The following is a 22963-nucleotide window of genomic DNA, read 5'->3' as shown; positions in this document are numbered from 1 at the left end:
CCTTTATGTATCCTTAATTTTTCTTTAACAACCAATTAAATATAATTAAGAATAGCATGTGTATATCATTAATAATCAGTAAGTATTTTAATTTTAGGTAAATATAAAAATTAATATTAATTCAGCAAATATTTTGCCAAAAAATTAAATTTTACAAAATATCTAAACTTCCTTTTCCTTCTCTAACTACAATTGGTTCGTCACCCGATAAATCAATAATAGTAGATCCAACATTATCACCATAACCACCGTCAATGACTAAGTCAACCAAGTTTTGCCATTTCTCAAAAATAAGTTCCGGATCAGTCGTGTATTCTATCACATCATCATCATCATGAATCGATGTAGAAACAATAGGATTACCCAATTGCTTCACGATTTCTAAAGCTATTGCATTATCAGGAACCCTGATTCCAACAGTAGTTTTCTTTTTGAATTCCTTAGGCAAGTTATTATTTCCCGGTAAAATAAAGGTATATGGTCCTGGTAGCGCTCTTTTTAAGATTTTAAAAGTGGTTGTGTCAATTTGCCTCACATAATCAGAGATATTACTTAAATCATGGCAAACAAAGGAAAAATTAGCTTTATCGAGCTTCACTCCTTTTATCTTTGCAATTCGTTCCAACGCTTTCGTATTGGTAATATCACAACCCAAACCGTAAACGGTATCCGTTGGATATATCACCAAACCACCTTCTTTTAGAACCTTAACCACTTTAGCAATTGCAGCTTCATTGGGTTTGTCTTCGTATATTTTTATAAATTGAGCCATTTTTTTTAGTTTAAAGTTTAAAATATTTAAGGCTTAAAGTTCTTTTAACTGACAACTTTAAACCTTAAACTTGAAACAAATTTTTACCCTATAATATCCAGTTTAGCAAAACGCAACAGTAATTTTTTTATTCCGCCAACTTCAAATTTGATTTCGGCTTTTTTGTCTGCTCCTACTCCTTCAAGGTTTAAAACTTCGCCTTTACCAAAACGTTCATGCATTACTATATTCCCGGCAACGAGTTTATTATCAAATAAATTTGCACTTCCTGAAGCAGCATTATTGCTGACAGGCTTCAATTTACGAATATTTATCTCTGTTTTTGGTTCATTATCTGAACTATATTTGGTTGGAGGAGTTCCATTCGCAGGTTTTGCCAGACGCAGTTTGGACTTATCCACATCTCCAAAAATATCACTGTCAATCATAGGTTTGTACCTGTAATTATTTTCAGGAGGAGTCATATATTCCAGATATTGACTATCGATTTCTTCAATAAAACGGGAAGGTTCACTATCGGTCAATTTCCCCCAACGGTATCGTGATTGTGCATAAGTCAAATACGCTTGGTGTTCGGCTCGGGTCAAAGCTACATAAAACAAACGACGTTCTTCTTCGAGTTCGCTTCTCGTACTCATACTCATGGCACTCGGAAACAAATCTTCTTCCATTCCTACTACAAAAACATGAGGAAACTCTAATCCTTTTGCCAAGTGAATGGTCATCAACGCTACGCGATCTTCATCACTAGTATCTTTATCCAAATCGGTTGCCAAAGCCACATCTTCCATAAATTCAGACAAAGCGCCACGGGCTCCATCTACTTCTTTTTGGCCATCGGTAAAATCTTTGATCCCGTTTAATAATTCCTCAATATTCTGAATTTTAGCCATTCCTTCCGGAGTAGCATCTTTTTTTAATTCCTGAATCAATCCTGTTTTTTTGGCAACATGATCAGCAAGATAGAACGCATCCTGGTTTTCATTTATAGCCTGGAAACTTTGAATCATCGTAACAAAATCCAAAAGTTTTTGTTTGGTTCCCGAATTCAGTTTTAAGTCGATTCGTTCTATGTTTTGCATGACTTCAAAAATCGAGCGCTTGTAGTGATTGGCTGCAATAGTCAGTTTTTCGATCGTTGTATTCCCAATTCCACGTGCTGGATAATTGATTACCCGAACCAAAGCTTCTTCATCTTTTGGATTAATAACCAATCGCAAATAGCACAAAACATCCTTCACTTCTTTTCTTTGGTAAAATGAAAGTCCGCCATAAATTCGGTACGGAATGTCTCTTTTTCTCAATGCATCCTCCATCGCACGCGATTGTGCATTGGTGCGGTACAAAATAGCAAAAGCGCCATTAGGCAACTGATTTTGCATTTTTTGTTCCCAAATGGTACTGGCTACAAAACGGCCTTCTTCATTATCTGTTAAACTGCGATGTACTTTTATCTTTGGACCAAAATCATTCGCGGTCCAAACGATTTTATCCAGTTTTACTTTATTTTTGTCAATAATCGTGTTTGCAGCTTCAACAATATTTTTTGTGGAGCGATAGTTTTGTTCCAATCTAAAGGTTTTCACGCCTTCATAATCTTTCTGGAAATTTAGGATATTATTGATGTTTGCACCACGAAACGCATAGATACTTTGCGCATCATCGCCTACCACACAAATATTCTGAAATTTATCAGATAAAGCCCGCACGATTAAATACTGTGAGTGATTCGTATCTTGGTACTCATCCACCAAAATATAACGAAAACGGTTTTGATACTTGGCCAAAACTTCTGGAAAACGCGTCAGTAATTCGTTGGTTTTTAATAATAAATCATCAAAATCCATAGCGCCTGCTTTAAAACAACGATCTACATAATTTTGATATATTTCACCCATTCGAGGCTTTTTAGACATCGCATCCGCTTCTTGTAAATCTGGATTATTGAAATACGCTTTTACGGTAATCAAACTGTTTTTGAAATTTGAAATTCGGCTTAAAACCTGTTTGGGTTTGTACACATCGCGGTCCAACTGCATTTCTTTGATGATCCCGGAAATGGCACGCAATGAATCCTGAGAATCATAAATGGTAAAGTTAGAAGGATAGCCAAGATGTTCCGCTTCCGAGCGTAAAATTCGAGCAAAAACCGAGTGAAATGTTCCCATCCAAAGATTTTTTGCCTCACCAGCACCTACGATATCCGAGATACGTTTTTTCATTTCTCGGGCCGCCTTGTTGGTAAATGTAAGCGATAAGATACTGAACGCATCGATACCCTGACTCATCAAATAAGCAATTCTAATAGTCAACACCCGCGTTTTACCGGAACCTGCACCCGCAATAATTATCATGGGTCCGTCTTTTTGGAGAACGGGTTCGCGTTGGGCTTCATTAAGTTGATCGATATATTTGTGCATGGAAATTTTTATAGTATTGTATGCAAAAATAAGCATTAAAGATGTAAAAGTGTAATTTTATATGAAGCTAAAAAACCATTCTTTATTTCTTGAACCAGATAAGAAATAGCAATACGTTTTAGGACTATATTTTATAAAAAACCATGTTTGATTTTCAACATATAAGTCATGTAAGTTAGAGAAACTAATTTTTAAATAATTGATTTTATTGGTAATGTAAGCTAAATCGCTCTTTGCAAAGGGTTGTTTTGTCACAATAAACTACTAGAATTTCTAATCTACATTCAAATTAAAAACTTATCTGACTTATAAGTTTAACAACTGTACTCATTTAAAAAACACATCATACGCAAAACGGATTAAAGTCCCCACAACCACAACCAAAAAGAAAATCCGAATGAAGCTGTTTCCTTTGTTAATGGCCAGTTTTGCACCTATCCAACCACCCAAAGCATTACTGGCAGCCATTGGCAATGCTATTGCCCAAATGATTTTTCCTTTTAAAACGAACAAACAAATAGAACCAAAATTTGTCGCCAGATTCACCATTTTAGCATTTGCAGAAGCATGCAAAAAATCGAAACCCATAATAGCAATAAAAGCCACAACCAAAAAACTTCCGGTTCCCGGTCCGATAAATCCATCGTACAAACCAACTACAAAACTGATTCCAATCGCATTAAAAATTTGGGTTCTGGGAGAATGATTTTTTTCAATGTGCTGCCCGAAATTTTTCTTGGCGTAGGTATAAATCACTAAAAAAGAAAGAACAACCAGCAATAACGGTTTCATAAAATCATTACTGACATACGTCAACAAAGTTGAACCCAAAAATGCCGAAGGAAATGCCAAAAGCATCATAATCGACAATAGTTTCCAGTTCATATCTACCTTTTTCAGATATTGATATGCAGCAAAGGAAGTACCACTAAAAGCAGGAACTTTCAAGGTTCCAATTACGGTTGAAACAGGAAGATTAGGTAATAAAATCAATCCCATAGGTGTTTGTATCAATCCGCCTCCGCCAACAATTGCATCAATAAATCCTGCAGCAAAGGCCGCTAAACAAAGTAAAACTAGAACATAAGTCTCCATTATAATATTCAATTTAAAGTAATGCTGTTACGATGAGCAAAAATACTATTCGGATTGATTTATTGCTATTAAATAGAAATTGATTTGTACTCAAAAAAGTATATTTTTGCTTTTTAAATTTTTACAACAAAATGGACTCAACAAAAATCATAGAAATTCTGGCCTATACTATACCTTCATTAATTACTGGAGGAGTAGCTTATTATTTGTTCAACTCTTATTTTAAAGACCAACAAAATACAAGACGCTGGTTGTTGCAAAAAGACGCTCAAAAAGACGCTTTACCATTGCGTTTACAGGCCTACGAGCGCATGGTTTTATTTATGGAACGCATCAATCCCACTAAATTATTGATTCGAATTAGTCCTATTTCTAATGACAAAAGCGATTACGAAAACCTGATTATTGCACAAATCGAACAGGAATTTGAGCATAATTTAACGCAGCAAATCTATATGTCAGACGAATGTTGGACGATCATTGTCACGGCAAAAAATAGTACTATTCAAATGATTCGAAAAGCAAATATGAGTGATCGTGTTGACAATGCCGATACATTGCGTGAAGTACTTTTAAGTGATTTGCTGGAAAAACAATCTCCTAGTAATGCGGCTTTAGCTTACATCAAAAATGAAGTGAGCCAAATGTGGTAAACATATAACGTTACAAAAAAAATAAAATTCACTAATTTCTATAAGAATGATCTTTTGAAATTAGTGAATTAGCGGTTATTAAATCCGTATTGATTCAAAACTTATTCTTTTAACAATCGGTTCAGCTGAAATTGTTCGGCTTCATTTAAATCTAGGACAATTTCTTCGAAAGAAACTCTCATTTCAGGATTTTTAAGTAATATTCTAATGTTATCTCTCCCAAATTTAGCGAATTGCCACATGTGATGCGTAGTAGCATTTACAAGGTTTTTCAAAACAATATCATTTATTATTTTGAAAGCAAGCAATTTCTCCAAAGCATTTTGCCTGGTATTCGCTTCATAATCAATTGATGAATATTGCATTAATTCGGTTTCCAAAGCTTGTTTATCAACCGTATAATTTGGCGTTGAAAGTGCTAAAGACAGCCACAAAGTCCTCAAATTGTAATCATTGAAACCTACCCAGGTTTTTGATTTATCCAAATACAGAATGCGATTTTTTGGAAAATTATTCCATAAATTATACAGCGCCAGTTCTTGTGTTTGATATGATTTATCCTCTAATAAAGTTTCATATTGCGTTCTGAAACTCTCCGGAATTTGAGTCAATGCTGCTGCAACTGTTTGGCGTAATTGTACATTTTTAGTTTCTAAAGCTAAAATAAAAAGACTCTTTTTATCTTCCCATTTTTCATTTTTCACTTGATCCAGAATCGCTTCTTTTACCGAAAAATAAACGTCAGATTGCATTATTTTTTCCAGAAAATCTCTTTTCTCTGACAACGGTTTGTTTTTAAATTTATCAACTTCAAACAGCATCTGAATCGCTTTATTTTTTAGCAATAAACTATTGGCTTGTTGCGTGTTGAAAATAGTAGTTTCAAGCCATACTTTACTAAAATTATCTAAATCATAATCTGATACTTTTTTGATTTCAGCAAAGAAATCTTGAGTATTCACATTCTGAAACGCATGTTTTTTCAAATAGTTTTTTACCGCTTTTTTAAACGCCTTATCGCCTATTTCTTCATGTAAAACAAAAAGTGCCCAAGCGCCTTTTTGATAAAAAGTCAGCGAACTTGCTTTGGCATTCAAAACAGGAATGGTATCCGTTCGGGAGGCGTATTTTAATTGTGATGCCGACTCATATAATTTCGAATAAAAATAATCTTCTCCATAAATTTCCTTTTCGGCCAGCAGCGCATAATAGGTCGCGAAACCTTCCTGCAACCAATGGTGTTTTCCGCTTTCGGCAGTGACTAAATTTCCAAACCACTGATGCGCTAATTCATGTGCATTTACATTTGTGTAACTTCTGTCCTCAAAACCTGTAGAATCGACCACATAACGCGTGTTGAAAAGCGTTGCTGATGTATTTTCCATTCCGGCGTACAAGAAATCCCGAACAGGCGCTTGTTTATAAATTTCCCAAGGATACTTTACTCCTATTTCCTTTTCTAAGAAATCAAACATTCTTTTAGAATCACGATACGTTGGTTCAAATTTAGTTGCGTCTTTTGGTTCCAAATACATTTCTAAAGGAATTCCCGAATTTGATTGCTGTATTTGTTTTTCAAATTTCCCGATGCCAAGCATTAGTAAATAAGAACTCATCGGTTTTTGCATGTTGAATCTCCAATAGGTCATTGAATCATTATTAACCTTACTTTTTAAAATTCCGTTAGAAATTACTTGGTATTTTGAATCAACTACTACTTCCAAACTAAAAATCAATTTCTCATTGACATCATCAAAACTTGGCAGCCAATTGCTGGTGTTTTTTCCTTGTCCCTGCGTCCAAATTTGCACATTATCTTTTTCTTCAGAACCAACAAAATACAAGGCTTGCTTTGGTTTGGCAAAATAATTAAAACTAACATTATTTTTTCCTTTTTTGAAATGTGAAATCAATACAATTTGCTTTCCATTTGTAGTAAATTGAATTTTTTTCTGATTTAATTCTACATCAGAAAAATCCATATTTTGCGCGTCAATTTTAATGGTATCTGTTTCTTTTACAACAGTAAACCAATAACTGACTGCTCCGCTAACAGATTTAGCCTTAGAATTAATTGTTATCTGTCCACGAACAGATTTAAAATCGACAAATTTAGTTTGTTGCGCAAAAGTGATGGCAGATATTAAGAGAAAAAGGTATTTCATGAATTTCAAAGGTTAAAACTGAGATTTTCAAAGTTACAAACGTTTCCCCAACTAATCCGAGTAATTTTGTAAGTTTACCTCCAGAAAATCAGAAGATAATTACATTGAAAAAGAAAGCCTTATTTAATTGGAGCAGCGGAAAAGATTCTGCACTTGCCTTATACAAAGCCCTACAAAATCCAGAAATTGAAATTGCATGTTTATTGACTAGTGTGAACCAACAACATCAGCGTATTTCGATGCATGGCGTGCGAATAGAATTATTGCAGCAACAGGCCGAAAGCATTGGATTGCCGCTTGAAATTATGCAAATCCCTGAAATGCCCAAGATGGAAGTATACGAAAATGTGATGCGCAAAACATTGGATAAACTAAAAAAACAAGGCGTAACCCATTCTATTTTCGGAGATATTTTTCTGGAAGATTTACGTAAATACCGTGAAGATAAATTAGCCGAAATAGGTTTTGAAGGTGTTTTTCCGCTTTGGAAGATCCCAACTCATGAAATTATTCAAGAGTTTATCAGTTTAGGTTTTAAAACAATTGTAGTTTGTGTCAATGAACGTTTTTTGGATAAAAGCTTTGTTGGTCGTGTTATTGACCAGAATTTCATCAATGATTTACCTGAGAATGTAGATGTTTGTGGCGAAAACGGTGAATTCCACACCTTCACATTTGACGGACCTATTTTTTCGAAACCAATTGATTTTGAAATTGGTGAAGTCGTGTATCGAAAATATGAAAAGCCCGAAAAAGAAGATTCATCCGATACCGCTTGTAATACGAGCGCTTCTGATGCTCTTGATTATGGATTTTGGTATTGTGATTTGGTTAGGAAATAATCTATTTAGTGGCTACTAAATTCATCGCTTTAGGATTGATTTCATTTTTTATAGTTAGGGCTTTAAAATAGAAAAAGAGCATCAAAAGTTTTTCAACTTCTGAGTACTCTTTAGCAAAAGTGCTTCATAATCCTAAAATTAACCAAAACTAAACCTTATGAAAATGTTCAATAAGCACTTATAATTTACTTTTCATATTCTAATCCGGGACCATCGCAATAGCTCCATGTACTGGACAAAGAATTATTGGCATTCAAAAACAGTACTTCTTTTTGGTTTCCATAACAGCTTCCTATAATTTCGCTGTCATTGGGATATGTTAATTCAAAAAATATTCCGTCAGATTGAGTTGTGGTCGTATAAGTTCCCGAAAGTGTTGTTTTTACAGAATTTTCCTCTCTGGATTTTGTAAAAGTTCCATTGGTATTGAACAAATAAAATTCTTGCCAAGCCATTGCTGCGCCTGTAGTTTCAGAATTAGGAATAGAACCCGACATCGCAACCAAAGTCCATTTTCCATAATAACCACTGTTATCTATTGTTACACCATCATCTTTAGAACAGGAACTGAAAATAGTAAGGAAAACAACAAAAATGATTAGTATTTTCATGTATCAGATTTTATAGATATTCTTAAGACGCTACTTCTTACAAAAGGTTGCGTCAAATTATAATTATTTTTTTCTAAAATAAAAAAAGTTAAAATAGTTTCTGAAACATCCTTGTTTTGACTCTAAAAAAACACCGCCAATTCGCAATTTTCAAATGGATGATAACATTTAAAAATTAGCAAATTAGCGGTCAAAACAGACTTAAGTCTTATTATCTTTACTCGTACATTTTAAGCAGTTGCGTAACTGTATTCCAATTGCGAATTGTTGCAATAACATTCAGTTTTTTCTCGATATATTTTTGATCGAATCTGGTTTTTCCGGCGCCAACAGCATATTTTATAAAAATTCTGTTGCCATCAATACTGGCTTCATCCGGTTTGAATTGACTAATTTTTAAATCATTCATACTGTTGCTCTGCAAAGTAGTCGAAATGAAAGCCACATATAACTTCTTAGTATCAATGTCTATTTCCTTCAAGAAAGGATTATTCTTGAAACATGCTTCCAAATCTGTAGAACCAATAACCACAACTGGTACTTCATGACCAAAAGCCTTGAAAATTTCCTGCTTTATTTTGAAACCAACAGCTGCAGGATTCTCCTCCTCAGTGTCTACGAAAACATTTCCGGATTGAATATACGTTTGAACATTTTGAAAACCAATGGCTTCCAAAGTCGTTTTTAACGCCTCCATTTTTATCATACTGTGACCGGAAACATTGATACCACGAAGTAATGCGAGATGAGTTGTCATGATTTAATTCTTTTTTTGCAAATGTATTATCTATTTAGGATAAACAATAGGTTCAGCAACTCAATATTCCAAATTGCTTTTTGAAATAACAATTAATGATGCTAAACTCTTATTTAAATTGAATTGGAATCCATACTTCCTCCTCAGAATTGGGATTGTTTTTTTGATATTTTTCTCCAAGAATTTCAAAATGCGGACGATCTGCCAATTCATAAATAGAATTTGGCAACCAACTGCTATAAATCGATTCAAAGAAAGAGGGTGCCGTTGATCCATCTCCTTTGTACACAAATACAGCATACAAGCCAGCTGGAATAATTAATATGTCCATTTCGGAGGGAATGTCTTCTAAAACACTTACCTCGACCGCGGCCCATTTCTGAAAAGTATTTTCTGCATTAAAAGTATTCCAATACGAGTTCCCAAATACCTGAATGGATAGATAATCAAGACCTACTCTATTTTTGATTTCATTGCGCCTTGGCATAAAACGTTTCCAAATTTCTTGCGCTTTATAATCAGCATAGGACATGTTTTGGTTCAGACCAATACATTTTTTTTCAGTGAGTCTAGTTATTGTTGGATTCATCTATTAAGCGATTTATTTGTAGGTAACATCAAGAAACCATTTGTATTTCAAACTATTATTTAAAGCAAAAGTAACTAACCTCAATGACAACAAAAGAACATTGCTTCTTTTGTTGTTTTTTTGATCTTATATTTTATATTTAACGAAATAAGGTTGGATTTTTTAAGTGTTTTTTCTTTTCAGATCGACTGAATTCAAGAGTTAGCTGTTCTTCAGTGTAAAGTAACTCATAGTCATTGTTTTACACGATTTGTGCGACACCACTTTCAGTAACAGAATAGGGAGCTAAATAGGTATATTTAGAAAGGTAATTTTGAAAAAATTGTTTGGATGCTGTATTAATTTCTTTGTCGGACCAATAAAAAATAAAAAATCTGCTCGATAAACACCTGGATTGAATTCTTCTATTACTCCTAACTCAGTTTGAGGATAGACGGTTTGACCTAATTTTACAAATATTAGATTTTTTTTAAATCCATTGTATATCGCTGTTGTTCCATCTGAATGTTCCACAGTGATAGAATTTCTTTTACTTGTCTACATCATAGAGCGCTCACCTCTAAAGTCAGGAAACAAATAGCTATTAGCAAGATAATTTTATTTCGCATGGAATTTAAAATAATTTAATTGTTGGATTCCAAATATACCAATCCTTCGTGAATGCCCCATACGGTATCCCGTAAATACAAAAAAAGCCTAAAACAAAATATGATTTTGATTTAGGCTTTTTGTTAGTAGCCATACTATAGTATTGTATGACAGAACTTAATACATTATTTTACTTGTACGCTACTACAAACTCTTCGGTTGGTACTCTTACTTTTTTCATAGGAGCAATCCAGTCGTTTGGAGTATCAGCATAACCAACGTACATTAGTGAAACACTTTTTAGCCCTAATTTGTCTAATTCTAGTATTTCATCTACTACACTGTTTTCAAATCCTTCAACAGGTGTACTGTCAACTTTTAACTCTGCAGCTTGAGCCAATGCCAATCCTAATGCAATATAAGTTTGTCTGGCAATGTGCGCAAAGTTCTCCTCAGGTGCTTGTCCCAAATAAATTTTCTTCAACATATCGGTATAACTATTAAAGCGACCTTGTGGCAATCCGCGTTCAGTAGTAGTAAAATCGTATACTTTATCAATTCGTTCTGCTGTGTAACGATCCCATCCTGCAAAAATAATTACATGAGAACAATTGCGCATGCATTCTGGATTAAGAGCACCTTGTACTAATTTTTCTTTCAACTCTTGATTTTCGACAACCAAAACCTGAAAAGGTTGTAAACCTGAAGAGGTTGGTGCCAAACGAGCAGCCTCGATAATCTTATCAATTTTGTCCTTGCTTACTTTTTTTGTAGGATTGTATGCTTTTACAGCATGTCTCCAATTTAAATCCTCAATTAAAGCCATTTTTTTATCTTTTTTTAGTTTTGAACCTCGTCATTTGATACCGTTAATGTCACTTCCATATTTCCTCTAGTAGCATTAGAATACGGACAAACCTGATGTGCTTTTTCTATTAAATCCTGAGCAATATCTAGTGTCACACCCGGAATATTGGCATGTAAAGCAGCTTCGAGAGCAAATCCTCCAGTTGTGTTTGGACCAATTCCCACCGTGGCACTTACGCTTGTTTCACCAGTTTCGATTTTTTCTTTTTTAATTACTAAATTGAGTGCACTATCAAAACAAGCGGCATAACCTGCTGCGAATAACATTTCGGGATTCGCAAAATCATCGGTTGCTCCGCCTAAGGCTTTTGGATATTGAACAGCCAAGTCTAAAATTCCGTTTTCACTTTTTACTTGTCCATTTCTGCCTCCTAGGGCAGTTGCTTTAGTATTGTATATTGTTTTCATTTTTTATTATTTTTATTTGAAATTTTTGAAATAATGTTTTTTAACTCCTGTAACTCTTCTACCGTTACATTCATGGCTTCGATTAGTTGTGCGGGAACATTTGCTGCTTTTATTTGCAAAGCTTTACCATTTTGCGTCAAGGCAATGTTTACAATACGCTCATCACTGCTACTCCTAGTGCGTGTTACCAATAATTTTGATTCCATACGTTTAAGCAAAGGTGTTAGTGTACCACTATCTAGTTTTAACTTTTCACCTAATTGATTTACGGTTTGTGACTCAAATTCCCACAGGACTAGCATTACTAAGTACTGGGGATAGGTCAATTCAATCGCATCTAATAAAGGTCGGTATTGATTGATAATTTCCTTTGCAAAAGCATAAATAGGAAAGCAAACTTGCTGACTTAAAATTTGTTGCTTTTTCATGTTCTAGTTTTAATGATACAAAGATATCAGTTAAATAAATTGCACACAATTTAATTGTTTACAATTAATATTATTTTAACATTTGAGTCATAATGCACAACAACCTCCTTTTGAAGACCTTGATTGCAAATGGTTTTAAAAATAATCAGCAACAGGATATGGAATGTATACTTTTACGTATTTATCCTTGATGGCAAAGAAAAGTCTTTGAGAGAAAAAAAGTTTTGTGCCGCAAAGCTTGTAATGCATAGCGATAACGGTTACTAAAAAAAGGTAGTACAGCACCACGTTGCAATTCCTTGTGTGAATGACGCTGCAACAAGAATATTTTTTTGCCTTTGCTCTATTTTCGATTTACCAAACAAAAAACTATCTTCGCTTCATCAAACTAAAAATCCGTTTTTATCCGCGTTTTTGCTTTTGCAAATCCGTTTTATCCGAGTCCAAAAAAATCTAAATGCAAAACCTCCTACTTACTCAAATAGAATACCTCAAAGGCGTTGGTCCCAATCGGGGCGAATTACTGCGTAAGGAATTGGGAATTTATAAGTATCAGGATTTAGTTAATTTTTTTCCAAACAGATACATTGACCGGACACGGTATTATAAAATTAACGAACTGCAAAACAACATTGCCGAAGTTCAGATTATCGGTAAAATCATCAATATCAAAACTGTGGAATTTGGCAAAAACCAGAAACGATTGGTAGCGACTTTTGTGGATGATACAGGTCAAATGGAACTCGTTTGGTTTCAAGGTCACAAGTGGATTCGGGAGAGTTTAAAGTTGAACGAAATGTGTGTGATTTTCGGAAAATGCACTTCTTTTGGGAGCACCTTTAATATGGCGCATCCGGAAATTGAGTTGATGAGCGAGCATGAAAAAAGTCTTCGTTCAGCCATGCAACCAGTCTATCCTTCTACCGAAACCTTGACAAATCGCGGGATTTCAAACCGAGTGATTAATAAATTGATGCAGCAATTGTTTTTGGAAACGCAAGCGTTATTCACGGAAACTTTACCGGATTATTTAATCAACGAATTAAAGCTGATTCCTAAAAAAGCGGCTTTATTCAATATCCATTTTCCAAAAAGTGCAGACGTTTTGGCGAAAGCCAAATTCCGATTAATATTTGAAGAATTATTCTTTATTCAGTTGCAATTAATCACAAAGAATCTCATCCGAAAACATAAAATAAAAGGACATCCGTTTGCAACCGTAGGAGAATATTTCAATGATTTTTATCAGCATCATTTGCCTTTTCAATTGACTAACGCCCAAAAAAGGGTCATCAAAGAAATACGGACGGACATGGGAAGCAACGCCCAAATGAACCGATTGTTGCAAGGCGATGTAGGTTCCGGGAAAACAATTGTAGCGTTTATGAGCATGCTTTTGGCACTTGATAATGGCTTTCAAGCGTGCTTGATGGCGCCCACGGAAATCTTGGCAAATCAGCATTTCATTGGTTTGTCTGAATTGGCACAAACGCTAAATATAAATATCCGAATCCTAACGGGTTCCACCAAAATAGCACAACGTAGAATTATCCATGAAGAACTGGAAAACGGAACGTTACACATTATCATCGGAACGCATGCTTTACTAGAAGACAAAGTAAAATTTAAGAATTTAGGACTGGCCGTGATTGATGAACAACACCGTTTTGGCGTAGAGCAACGCTCTAAATTGTGGAAGAAAAATGTGATTCCTCCACACGTTTTGGTAATGACCGCCACGCCTATTCCGCGAACTTTGGCGATGAGTTTGTATGGCGATTTAGACATCTCAGTGATTGATGAATTGCCTCCAGGACGAAAACCGATTCAAACCGTACACCGATTTGACAGCAACAGATTGAAGGTTTGGAAATTCCTTCGGGATGAAATCGCTTTGGGTCGCCAAATCTATATTGTGTATCCGCTCATTCAAGAATCAGAAAAAATGGATTTCAAAGATTTAATGGACGGCTACGAAAGTGTTTCCAGAGATTTTCCATTGCCACAGTATTCGATTTCAATCCTTCACGGAAAGATGAAACCAGCAGAAAAAGATGCTGAAATGAAACGTTTTTCGGAAGGGAAAACCAATATTATGGTAGCTACAACTGTAATTGAAGTTGGCGTGAATGTTCCTAACGCAAGTGTGATGATCATCGAAAGCGCGGAACGTTTTGGATTATCGCAACTCCATCAGCTTCGCGGTCGTGTGGGTCGTGGTGCAGAGCAAAGTTATTGTATTCTGATGACGAGCCATAAATTGAGTTCAGACAGTAAAACCAGAATGGAAACGATGGTGCGAACGAACGATGGTTTTGAAATTGCCGAAGTCGACTTAAAGCTTCGTGGTCCCGGTGATTTAATGGGAACGCAACAAAGCGGCGTGCTTAATCTTCAAATTGCCGATTTAGTTCGAGACCGAGATACTTTGGCTTTAGCCAGAAATTATGCTTTAAAACTTCTAAAAGAAGATGCAGGTATGCAAAAACCGGAACACGCATCTTTAAGAGCTGTTTTTATCGAAATGACCAAAAAGAAGAACATTTGGAATTATATTAGTTAGTTTAATTTTATTCATTCCTTTTATAATATAAAAAGTCATTTGAGAAATTATAATTTGATAATTTCTCAAATGACTTTTACGATAAAATCGCTTATTATTTATAGTTTACTGATAAAGCTACCGTAAATATCCTTGAACTGATAGCCCTCGGAAAAGCGGTCTTTGCTCAGTTTTTTATATTCAACCAATCCCCAAAGAATAAATTCCTTCATGAAAAATTTATCTTCATTTTCCAGTTGAGGTTGGTATTTTTTGATTAAAATTTCAAGTGGAACAATACTTCCTAGGATTCTTTCGTATTCTTCATCAGAACAATCGTCTAATAATTCAAAACCGCTTTCGGCAAAAAACCATTCGATGATATCCGTATAGGCATTTTTTACGCCTTCTTTCTCTAATTTTTCAATTTTTGGAAAATAAGCAGGAAAAAAAGTATGAATTGCGTCACCTAATAAATGTTGTGCTACAGCGGCAGCTCCCTCCTGCTCTCCTTCATAAACCAATTCGACTTTTCCAGTAATAGCAGGAATAATTCCCATAAAATCAGACAAACGCAAAGTTGTTTTGTCAGCTCCGGACTTCAAAGCCCTTCTTTCTGCAGTACTTAATAAATTCTCAAAAGCGGTTATGCTCAATCGCGCACTTACACCGCTTTTGTTATCAATATATTCGCTTTCTCTAGCTTCAAAACTGATTTGTTCCAACAAATCCCTTGCTAATGACGGCACGTAAACCATATCATTTTGCGTTGCATCCAGTTTTGCTTCCTGTTCTGTAATTGTTCTGGCAATTTTAATGGTTTCTGGGTAATGCGTCAAGATTTGAGAACCTATTCTGTCTTTTAATGGCGTTACAATACTACCACGATTCGTATAATCTTCTGGATTTGCCGTAAAAACAAATTGCATATCGAGCGGCATTCTTAATTTGAATCCACGAATTTGAATATCGCCTTCCTGCAAAATATTAAACAATGCTACTTGGATTCTCGCTTGTAAATCAGGTAATTCATTGATTACAAAAATACAACGATTCGCTCTTGGAATCATCCCAAAATGTATCACACGATCATCTGCATAAGACAATTTTAAATTGGCTGCTTTTATTGGATCGACATCACCTATTAAATCAGCAACGGTAACATCCGGCGTAGCTAATTTTTCGAAAAAACGCTCGCTTCTGTGCAACCAAGAAATTGGAGTTTCATCGCCTTTGGTTTCAATAATGTCTTTTGCAAAACGTGAAATCGGTTGCAACGGATCATCATTAATTTCGGAACCCGTCACAAATGGAATGTACTCATCTAACAATTCAATCATTTTACGTGCCAATCTGGTTTTGGCTTGACCACGAAGACCTAACAAATTGATGTTGTGACGTGATAAAATAGCACGCTCTAATTCCGGAATTACGGTGTTTTCAAAACCATGAACGCCATCGAATGTTGGTTTTCCAGATTTTATTTTTTCTCTAAGATTAGAACGCAATTCATCTTTAATGCCTTTGCTTTCATAACCTGATTTTTTTAATTCTCCGAGTGTTTTTATATTTTCTATTTTCATTTTTTTACTTTATTGTTATTTATTGGATCAACTAAACACTAAAATCTGAATATTGATCACTTATTTAATTCTCTTCTTTCGATTGGTTTCATAATCCTCAAAAATCATTTCGCCCAGTCCTTTTAATCCGGTATAAAATGCTTTACCCTGATTTGATTCCGTGAATTTATTTACGAATTTTTGCAGATACGGATCATTTGCAATCATAAAAGTAGTGATTGGAATGTGCAATTTTCGGGCTTGTTGCGCCTGATTGTAGCATTTATCAACGATGTATTCGTCGAGCCCGTTACTGTTCATGTAATAGGAACCGTCTTTTTCGCGAACACAGCTCGGTTTTCCATCGGTAATCATGAAGATTTGTTTGTTGGTATTCCGTTTTCGGCGCAAAATATCCATGGCTAATTGTAAACCAGCAACCGTATTCGTATGATAAGGACCCACTTTTAAATACGGTAAATCCCGAATTGCAATCGTCCAAGCATCATTACCAAAAACTAAAATATCTAAAGTATCTTTTGGATAACGGGTCGTAATCAATTCAGCTAGAGCCATTGCTACTTTTTTGGCAGGAGTGATTCTATCTTCGCCGTACAAAATCATACTGTGACTGATGTCAATCATCAAAACCGTACTCATCTGCGATTTATACTGTGTTTCTTCGACAACCAAATCATTTTCGGTCAACATAAAATCCGCTACTCCATTGTTGATTTGGGCGTTACGTAAACTTTCGGTCAATGAAATTCGTTCGAGTCCGTCACCAAAATGAAATTCCCGAAATTCACCGGTGTGTTCATCTCCATTTCCGGAATGCTTCGTTTTGTGATTCCCGCTTCCGGAACGTTTTAGATTACCAAAAATGTTATCTAAAGCTTGTTGTCTAATGGCGCGCTCCGTCTTAGCAGTAATTCCAATTCCCGAAGTTCCATCCTCTTTGAGTTCGTCGCGGATGTATCCTTTTTTCTTTAAATCTTCGATAAAATCATCGATTGTGTAGTGTTCATCGGTGAGTTTATATTCTTTATCTAATTCCCGCAACCAATCGATTGCTTCATCAAAATCTCCCGAAGTGTGCGTAATTAACTCTTTGAAAATACCAAAGAGTTTATCAAACGGAGATTGAAATGGGGCTTCGTATTGCTTGAAATAAAATCCTTTTTTATTGTCATTTTTCATAGACAATAAAATTACATTAATAAAAAATGTACTCTGTACAAACGTTTATTAATTTTTAGTTAAAACAATACTGTGAAAAGGATACTCTGAAGCTAATTAAAAAATTGTCCATCAACATAGAACCAACTTCCATTTTCGAATTTGAAAGTCGAAAGTTCATGATGAATTTGTTTTTGAAGTTTGCTGTCTAAAAAATAAGCTTTGAATTCAACCGTATTTTCTGTAGCATTAACAATCTCTAATTGAAGCCAATGATTGTTGGTTGCCCAATTTAAAATTTCGGATTTCGAATAGTATTTCCGTTCTGGAATATGAGTGGTTTCCATCAAATAATCTGCCTGATGTGTTGCATAAGCAGAATATCTGGAACGCATCAAGCATTGAGCTGTTGTCGCTTTTTGAATGCCTTTTATAATCGGTTCGCAACAATCCTGAAAAATTATATTTGAACCGCAATAACACTTATTTGTCATTATTTTTGATAATAATCGTTTAAAGAGATTCCGTTGCCTGACCATTAAGTCCTACTATTCGTTGATGCAGCTGATTCAATAATACCTGATAGCGACTAATTTCCACTAGATCTTCATCTTCCTCTGCAAAATCGAGTAATTCATCCAATTCTTCGCTAACTTCTGCTAATTTGTTGTTGGCCTCTTTGGCATTTTTCTGTGCTATAAAATCAATTATTTCCTGAACACCACTTTTTACTTCGTCAAATCTATTTTTTTTCATGATATGAATGTATATTTTATTCTTCTGAAGCCTTATCTTCATTGAACTTTTTAGTAATTTGTTTTAGTTTTTCCTTGCGCAATAGCACGGCTTGTTTGGCTTTATCTTGTGCTTTATGCAACTTATCATTATGCTTTTTGATATTTCTTTCGTTATTTCTGCTCATGTGTTTATTTTTAAATAATCAAATCACGTATTAGATTCGAAAACCGCAGCAAAGTTCGGATTTATTATCGAAATTATATTCATTTAGTTTGTTAGTTTCTTTCTTGTTTAAAATTGAAGCTATGATTTGGTAATTAAATATTTGGAGAATAAAAAAATATTTATTTTAAAACCATTAAGGCTTAAATTATGAGTTTTAACAAAAGTTTGCCTACTTCACAGATTCATTAAAAAGTATTTTAAAAACTATTAACTGAGAATAAAACTATAATTCACAAATAAGTATGGTCATATATTTATTTTTTATATATTTATTTTTTGAACCAAATTGCCGCCCAAACCTACTAATAAATTAAATGAAGTCTGAAAAAAAATATCCTAAATTCATCAGATGGTTCTTAAGAAGGCCGAAAACAACTGGTTTTGTAGTATTCCTATTTTTAAGTTATGTTGTAGGTTTTATACTCTTACAGCAATACAAACTAATAAAAGAAGATGAGCAACGTGAAATGAATAACATTTTGAATGTTGTTCATCAAAATATAGAACAAGCGCTAAAAAACTGTTATACGACCACTTTAACGCTGGCACTAACAATAAATGATAAAGGCATTCCTGAAAATTTTGACTACGTGAGTGAAAAATTAATGGAATCAAATGCAAATATTAGTACGGTCCAATTGGTTCCAGATGGCATAATTAAGTATATTCATCCATTGAAAGGTAATGAACCCGCTTTAAATTTAAATATTTTAACTGAACAGAACCTTAAGACAGAAGCTTTAAAATCAATCGCTAAAAAAAAGATGTATTTTGCTGGTCCTTTTGAACTAAAACAAGGCGGAGTAGGCATTGTTGGGAGGTTTCCGGTTTTTCAAAATAATAAATTCTGGGGTTTTTCTGCTGTTATCATCAAATTAGAAACTTTTTTAAAGGCCTCGGGGATCAAAAATGTAGATGATTCAAAGTATTACTTCCAATTTTCAAAATATGATGTTGAGAAACAAAAAGAAATCTTTTACCTACCCAATCAAACTGATTTCTCAAAAAAATACAGCATCATCAGAACAATCCCTGATGGCGACTGGAAGTTATTTTTGATCTCAAAAAACAACAATTATATATATTTCCAAATTATAATTCCTGGGATTATTGGAATTATTCTTGCTGGACTTTTTGGTATCCTAATTTATTTTCTTGTAAAAACACCCGAAGAATTGCAATCTTTAGTTACCGCACAAGCTACTAAATTATTGAATTCTGAAATCAAGTTTAAAATTATTTTTGATCAAGCAGCAATTGGGATTGCTAGTGTAGATCTTTCTACAGGGACTTTTTTGGAAGTAAATAATAAATTTTGTGACCTTTTGGGCTATACTCAAAGCGAAATTAAACAAAAAAATTTTCAGTCCATAACTCATCCTGACGATCTTGAAACAGATTTAATATATGTAAGCAAACTGAAAAATGGAATAATCAATGAATATTCCATGGAAAAAAGATATTACACAAACCATGGAAAAATTATTTGGGTCAATTTGACGGTTACACCAATAATAGACAGAAAAAACAAACAAATTACTGCTATTTCAATTATTGAAGATATTACTTTAAAAAAAGAAGCTGAAGAATTAATCAAAAAAAGTGAAATTCGATTTAAAAGTTTATTTGATGATTCGCCTTTACCATTAAGAGAAGAAGATTTTTCTAATGTTAAAAAATACCTTGAAGAACTTAATTTAATGCATGAAGATATAGAAGTTGTTAGAAACTACTTTGAAAAAAATCCAAATATTGTTGATAAATCCCATTCGTTAGTTAAATTAATTGATGCAAACAAAGCCTGCCTTAAACTACATAAGGTTAAGACTAAAGAAGATTTAATCCAAACAAAATCTAATTTATTCAACAACAAGGCATTATATTGTTTTACCGAGCATCTTATTGCAATAACTCAAGGTGAAAATAAATTTATTTTAGATACGATTATAAAAAATTCAGAGGGAGAATATCGTAATATAAATTTGCGTTGGAATACAATCCAAGGATATAAAAATTCATTAGCAAGAATTATAGTTTCTACCGAAGATACTACTGACAGGAAAGCTGTAGAAAAGATTATTCTTGAAACAAATCAAAGAATGGAATCCTTGATTAATACAATTGATGGGATTGTTTGGGAATGTGACGCAGTAACTTTTAATTTTAATTTTATCAGTCAGAAAGTACAGAATATATTAGGTTACAGCCCTGAAGAATGGCTCGAAAGTCCTACTTTTTGGCTAGACCATATTTATGTAGAAGATACTGAATGGGTTCAGAATTATTGCAGGATAAAAACTAATGAGAAGGCAGACCATGATTTTGAGTATAGAATGGTCGCCAAAAATGGAACCTTAGTTTGGCTCCGTGACATCGTAAATGTTGTCATTGAAAATGGCAAAACAAAAAGTTTGCGAGGTATCATGATTGATATCACTAAAACAAAAGAAGCTGAAAAGGAACTGAATAACTCCTTCAACCTGGTTACCGAACAAAATAAAAGACTACTAAATTTCTCCTATATCGTTTCTCATAATCTAAGATCGCATACCAGTAATATTTCCTCTATTGTAACTTTGATTGAATCCTCGGAAACTGAAGAAGAAAGAGAACAAATGATGGAGTTATTAAAAACAGTTTCCTGTTCGTTAAACGAAACCATGCTTCATTTAAACGAAGTCATTAACATTAGAACAAATATTGGTTTAGTATCGGAACCTTTAAATTTAGAGCATTACATTACAACAGTAAAAAATGTACTTTCGGAACAAATCACAACCAATGAAGTTACGATTTTAACAGAAATACCCGATGAAGCTATAATTAATTACAATCCTGCATATCTGGAAAGCATCCTTTATAATATCATTTCAAATTCAATCAGATACAGACATCCATCACGCAAACCAATTATAACAATTAAATTTTTGATGGAGAATGACATGAAAATTCTACAAATTTCGGATAACGGGATAGGAATTGATCTTGTCAGAAATGCAGATAAAATTTTCGGGATGTACAAAACATTTACAAACAATTCCGACTCAAAAGGAATTGGATTATTTATCACCAAAAATCAAATAGATGCAATGGGAGGAAATATTACAGTAGAAAGTGAACCCAATATTGGCACTACATTTAAAATCTATATTCAATGACAAAAAAAGCAATCTGGATAATAGACGATGATGCAATTTACCAAATCATCGTTAATAAAATAATTCAAAGATCCGAAATGTTTTCAGAGAGTTCCTCTTTCAAAAATGGAAAAGACGCTATTGATGAATTGCATAATGCTTTGGAAAATAACGAATCCCTTCCGGATATAATTTTATTGGATATCAATATGCCAATAATGGACGGTTGGGAATTCATGGAGGAAATGGGAATGATTAAACCTAAGTTTCCAAAAGAAATAGTCGTTTATATTGTAAGTTCTTCCATTGCGGTAGAAGATAAAAACAAATCAAAATCGTACTGCAATATTTTAGGGTATCTATCTAAACCACTTACAGTAAACGATTTGATATTAATTGCTTCAAATGATTAAAAGTTTAAGCTTAATTATAAATAGCAGAAAAGACAGGAATTAGAAACCTTAGATGAATTGTTTTTTTATTTCCTCCAAAGTTTTAGTGGTAAAAATTAATTCATGGATAATTTTTTTCCTCAAATCATCTATGTCTTCATATTCAAAATACTTGGCCCAAGAAGTAAGACTGAATAAATTCCGAATTTGTTTGATGCGTTTAGTGGTTTCAAAGCTGGTTCTTAATATTGCCCTTTTATCGTAGTTTGGATTATTCTTGTGTTGGTAATTGACCGTTCGGTTTTGGTAATTTGCTTCTAAATAATATAGTTCTTCAACAGCATTATCGGGATAAAAATTTTCCCAAGAAGCATAACCCAATTTAATTTTGGATATGGTTTCAGGTTCCAAAGGTTCTAAACGCCATTTGCTATTAGCCAAGCGGCCCCAATGATTTGATAAGCGATACATACCTGTTTTTGTATAGTAATATTTACTTCCAGATTTACTGTCGTATTGAATTTTCAATCCATTTATAGACTCAATAGCCACTTCATCAAAAACACAGAACGTATTTTTAAACGAATTGGGATTTGGTCGAAAATTTTTTTCCATGATACAAAGGTAATCAGAAAGGCTAATTCATAGCAAGACAAACTATATTTGATTAACTTTGCGAACTAGAATTATTAAAATAAACGGATTATGACTAAAGCTTCTGAAGAAAGAATGTTACAAAAAGGTGTTTTCACCGGAATTATGGAAAAAGATGAAAACAACAATTTTTTTTGTGGTGAATACCTGTTAGACTATAAAATGGCTCAAAAACATGCTATTGGAGATTGGATTACTATTAAATCAATCATAGAAAATCCAAGCGATATCAGTTATAACAAATATCCAAAAAAATCTAAAAACTTCGATAAAGCAAATAATAAGCCGCAACAATAGCTTTTTTTAACTTCAGTAGTATTCAAATAAGAACTTTAAAAA

Annotated in this window: 22 protein-coding genes; 6 read left to right on the top strand and 16 right to left on the bottom strand. The window is 33.9% G+C overall.

Going from position 1 to position 22963, the window contains the following annotated elements:
• Positions 1-151 precede the first annotated feature (151 nt).
• From DR871_RS07545 to DR871_RS07535, 3 genes are all read right to left on the bottom strand, one after another.
• Positions 152-772, bottom strand: a complete 621-nt coding sequence (locus DR871_RS07545; RefSeq protein ID WP_113665844.1) for an L-threonylcarbamoyladenylate synthase — start codon at positions 770-772, stop codon at positions 152-154.
• An 83-nt stretch (positions 773-855) separates the two neighbouring features.
• Positions 856-3192: an ATP-dependent helicase gene (locus DR871_RS07540; RefSeq protein WP_113665845.1), complete on the bottom strand. Its 2337-nt coding sequence runs from the start codon at positions 3190-3192 to the stop codon at positions 856-858.
• A 327-nt stretch (positions 3193-3519) separates the two neighbouring features.
• Complete coding sequence (locus tag DR871_RS07535; protein ID WP_113665846.1) at positions 3520-4287, bottom strand: sulfite exporter TauE/SafE family protein; 768 nt, start codon at positions 4285-4287, stop codon at positions 3520-3522.
• Between the two features lie 131 nt (positions 4288-4418).
• Between DR871_RS07535 and DR871_RS07530 the strand changes: the two genes are divergently transcribed.
• Positions 4419-4940 (top strand): DUF7935 family protein, encoded by a 522-nt coding sequence (locus tag DR871_RS07530; protein WP_113665847.1) that lies wholly within the window; start codon positions 4419-4421, stop codon positions 4938-4940.
• A 101-nt stretch (positions 4941-5041) separates the two neighbouring features.
• Here the strand turns inward: DR871_RS07530 and DR871_RS07525 are convergent, their stop codons facing one another.
• Positions 5042-7105, bottom strand: coding sequence for a M1 family metallopeptidase (locus tag DR871_RS07525; protein ID WP_113665848.1), 2064 nt, complete (start codon positions 7103-7105; stop codon positions 5042-5044).
• A gap of 104 nt (positions 7106-7209) precedes the next feature.
• Between DR871_RS07525 and DR871_RS07520 the strand changes: the two genes are divergently transcribed.
• Entirely contained in the window at positions 7210-7947 is a 738-nt protein-coding gene (locus DR871_RS07520; protein WP_113665849.1) for a Dph6-related ATP pyrophosphatase, read from the top strand.
• A 185-nt stretch (positions 7948-8132) separates the two neighbouring features.
• Here the strand turns inward: DR871_RS07520 and DR871_RS07515 are convergent, their stop codons facing one another.
• The 6 genes from DR871_RS07515 to DR871_RS07485 all read right to left on the bottom strand — a co-directional run bounded on the left by DR871_RS07515 (position 8133) and on the right by DR871_RS07485 (position 12195).
• Positions 8133-8558, bottom strand: coding sequence for a hypothetical protein (locus DR871_RS07515; protein ID WP_113665850.1), 426 nt, complete (start codon positions 8556-8558; stop codon positions 8133-8135).
• A gap of 217 nt (positions 8559-8775) precedes the next feature.
• Positions 8776-9315: a DUF1697 domain-containing protein gene (locus DR871_RS07510; protein WP_113665851.1), complete on the bottom strand. Its 540-nt coding sequence runs from the start codon at positions 9313-9315 to the stop codon at positions 8776-8778.
• Positions 9316-9424: 109 nt separating this feature from the next.
• Positions 9425-9904 carry a GyrI-like domain-containing protein gene (locus DR871_RS07505; RefSeq protein WP_113665852.1) on the bottom strand — a complete coding sequence of 160 codons (480 nt, stop codon included), beginning with the start codon at positions 9902-9904 and terminating at the stop codon, positions 9425-9427.
• A 778-nt stretch (positions 9905-10682) separates the two neighbouring features.
• Entirely contained in the window at positions 10683-11318 is a 636-nt protein-coding gene (locus DR871_RS07495) for a nitroreductase family protein (protein ID WP_113665854.1), read from the bottom strand.
• Positions 11319-11332: 14 nt separating this feature from the next.
• Entirely contained in the window at positions 11333-11767 is a 435-nt protein-coding gene (locus DR871_RS07490) for an organic hydroperoxide resistance protein (protein ID WP_113665855.1), read from the bottom strand.
• Positions 11764-12195: a MarR family winged helix-turn-helix transcriptional regulator gene (locus DR871_RS07485; RefSeq protein WP_113665856.1), complete on the bottom strand. Its 432-nt coding sequence runs from the start codon at positions 12193-12195 to the stop codon at positions 11764-11766. The genes DR871_RS07490 and DR871_RS07485 overlap by 4 nt, the downstream gene beginning before the upstream one ends.
• A gap of 457 nt (positions 12196-12652) precedes the next feature.
• Between DR871_RS07485 and recG the strand changes: the two genes are divergently transcribed.
• Positions 12653-14758 (top strand): ATP-dependent DNA helicase RecG, encoded by a 2106-nt coding sequence (gene recG / locus DR871_RS07480; protein ID WP_113665857.1) that lies wholly within the window; start codon positions 12653-12655, stop codon positions 14756-14758.
• A gap of 98 nt (positions 14759-14856) precedes the next feature.
• Here the strand turns inward: recG and DR871_RS07475 are convergent, their stop codons facing one another.
• The 5 genes from DR871_RS07475 to DR871_RS16415 all read right to left on the bottom strand — a co-directional run bounded on the left by DR871_RS07475 (position 14857) and on the right by DR871_RS16415 (position 18400).
• Positions 14857-16320, bottom strand: coding sequence for a magnesium chelatase (locus tag DR871_RS07475; RefSeq protein ID WP_113665858.1), 1464 nt, complete (start codon positions 16318-16320; stop codon positions 14857-14859).
• 60 nt (positions 16321-16380) lie between these two features.
• Complete coding sequence (locus DR871_RS07470; protein ID WP_113637414.1) at positions 16381-17499, bottom strand: vWA domain-containing protein; 1119 nt, start codon at positions 17497-17499, stop codon at positions 16381-16383.
• Positions 17500-17591: 92 nt separating this feature from the next.
• The gene (locus DR871_RS07465) at positions 17592-17972 is read right to left on the bottom strand and encodes a YchJ family protein (protein WP_113665859.1); all 381 of its coding nucleotides are present in this window, start codon (positions 17970-17972) and stop codon (positions 17592-17594) included.
• A 19-nt stretch (positions 17973-17991) separates the two neighbouring features.
• A complete protein-coding gene (locus DR871_RS07460; RefSeq protein ID WP_113665860.1) occupies positions 17992-18234 on the bottom strand; it encodes a hypothetical protein in 243 nt (80 codons plus the stop codon).
• A gap of 16 nt (positions 18235-18250) precedes the next feature.
• Positions 18251-18400: a hypothetical protein gene (locus DR871_RS16415; protein ID WP_165151136.1), complete on the bottom strand. Its 150-nt coding sequence runs from the start codon at positions 18398-18400 to the stop codon at positions 18251-18253.
• A gap of 355 nt (positions 18401-18755) precedes the next feature.
• Here DR871_RS16415 and DR871_RS07455 point away from each other — a divergent pair, with 355 nt between their 5' ends.
• Both DR871_RS07455 and DR871_RS07450 read left to right on the top strand, forming a co-directional pair.
• Complete coding sequence (locus tag DR871_RS07455) at positions 18756-21599, top strand: PAS domain S-box protein (RefSeq protein WP_113665861.1); 2844 nt, start codon at positions 18756-18758, stop codon at positions 21597-21599.
• A complete protein-coding gene (locus DR871_RS07450; RefSeq protein ID WP_113665862.1) occupies positions 21596-21991 on the top strand; it encodes a response regulator in 396 nt (131 codons plus the stop codon). Before DR871_RS07455 ends, DR871_RS07450 begins: the two co-directional genes overlap by 4 nt.
• Positions 21992-22039: 48 nt before the next feature.
• Here DR871_RS07450 and DR871_RS07445 read toward each other — a convergent pair whose 3' ends face one another.
• On the bottom strand, positions 22040-22585 hold the full coding sequence (locus tag DR871_RS07445; RefSeq protein WP_113665863.1) for a hypothetical protein: 546 nt from the start codon (positions 22583-22585) through the stop codon (positions 22040-22042).
• 90 nt (positions 22586-22675) lie between these two features.
• Here DR871_RS07445 and DR871_RS07440 point away from each other — a divergent pair, with 90 nt between their 5' ends.
• A complete protein-coding gene (locus DR871_RS07440) occupies positions 22676-22921 on the top strand; it encodes a hypothetical protein (protein ID WP_113665864.1) in 246 nt (81 codons plus the stop codon).
• The last annotated feature ends 42 nt before the right edge of the window (positions 22922-22963 follow it).

The organism is Flavobacterium petrolei (genome assembly GCF_003314435.2).
In the GTDB taxonomy this organism is placed as follows: domain Bacteria; phylum Bacteroidota; class Bacteroidia; order Flavobacteriales; family Flavobacteriaceae; genus Flavobacterium; species Flavobacterium petrolei.
The sequence above is the reverse complement of the archived record's forward strand: the minus strand, read 5'-3'. Positions and strand labels throughout refer to the sequence as shown.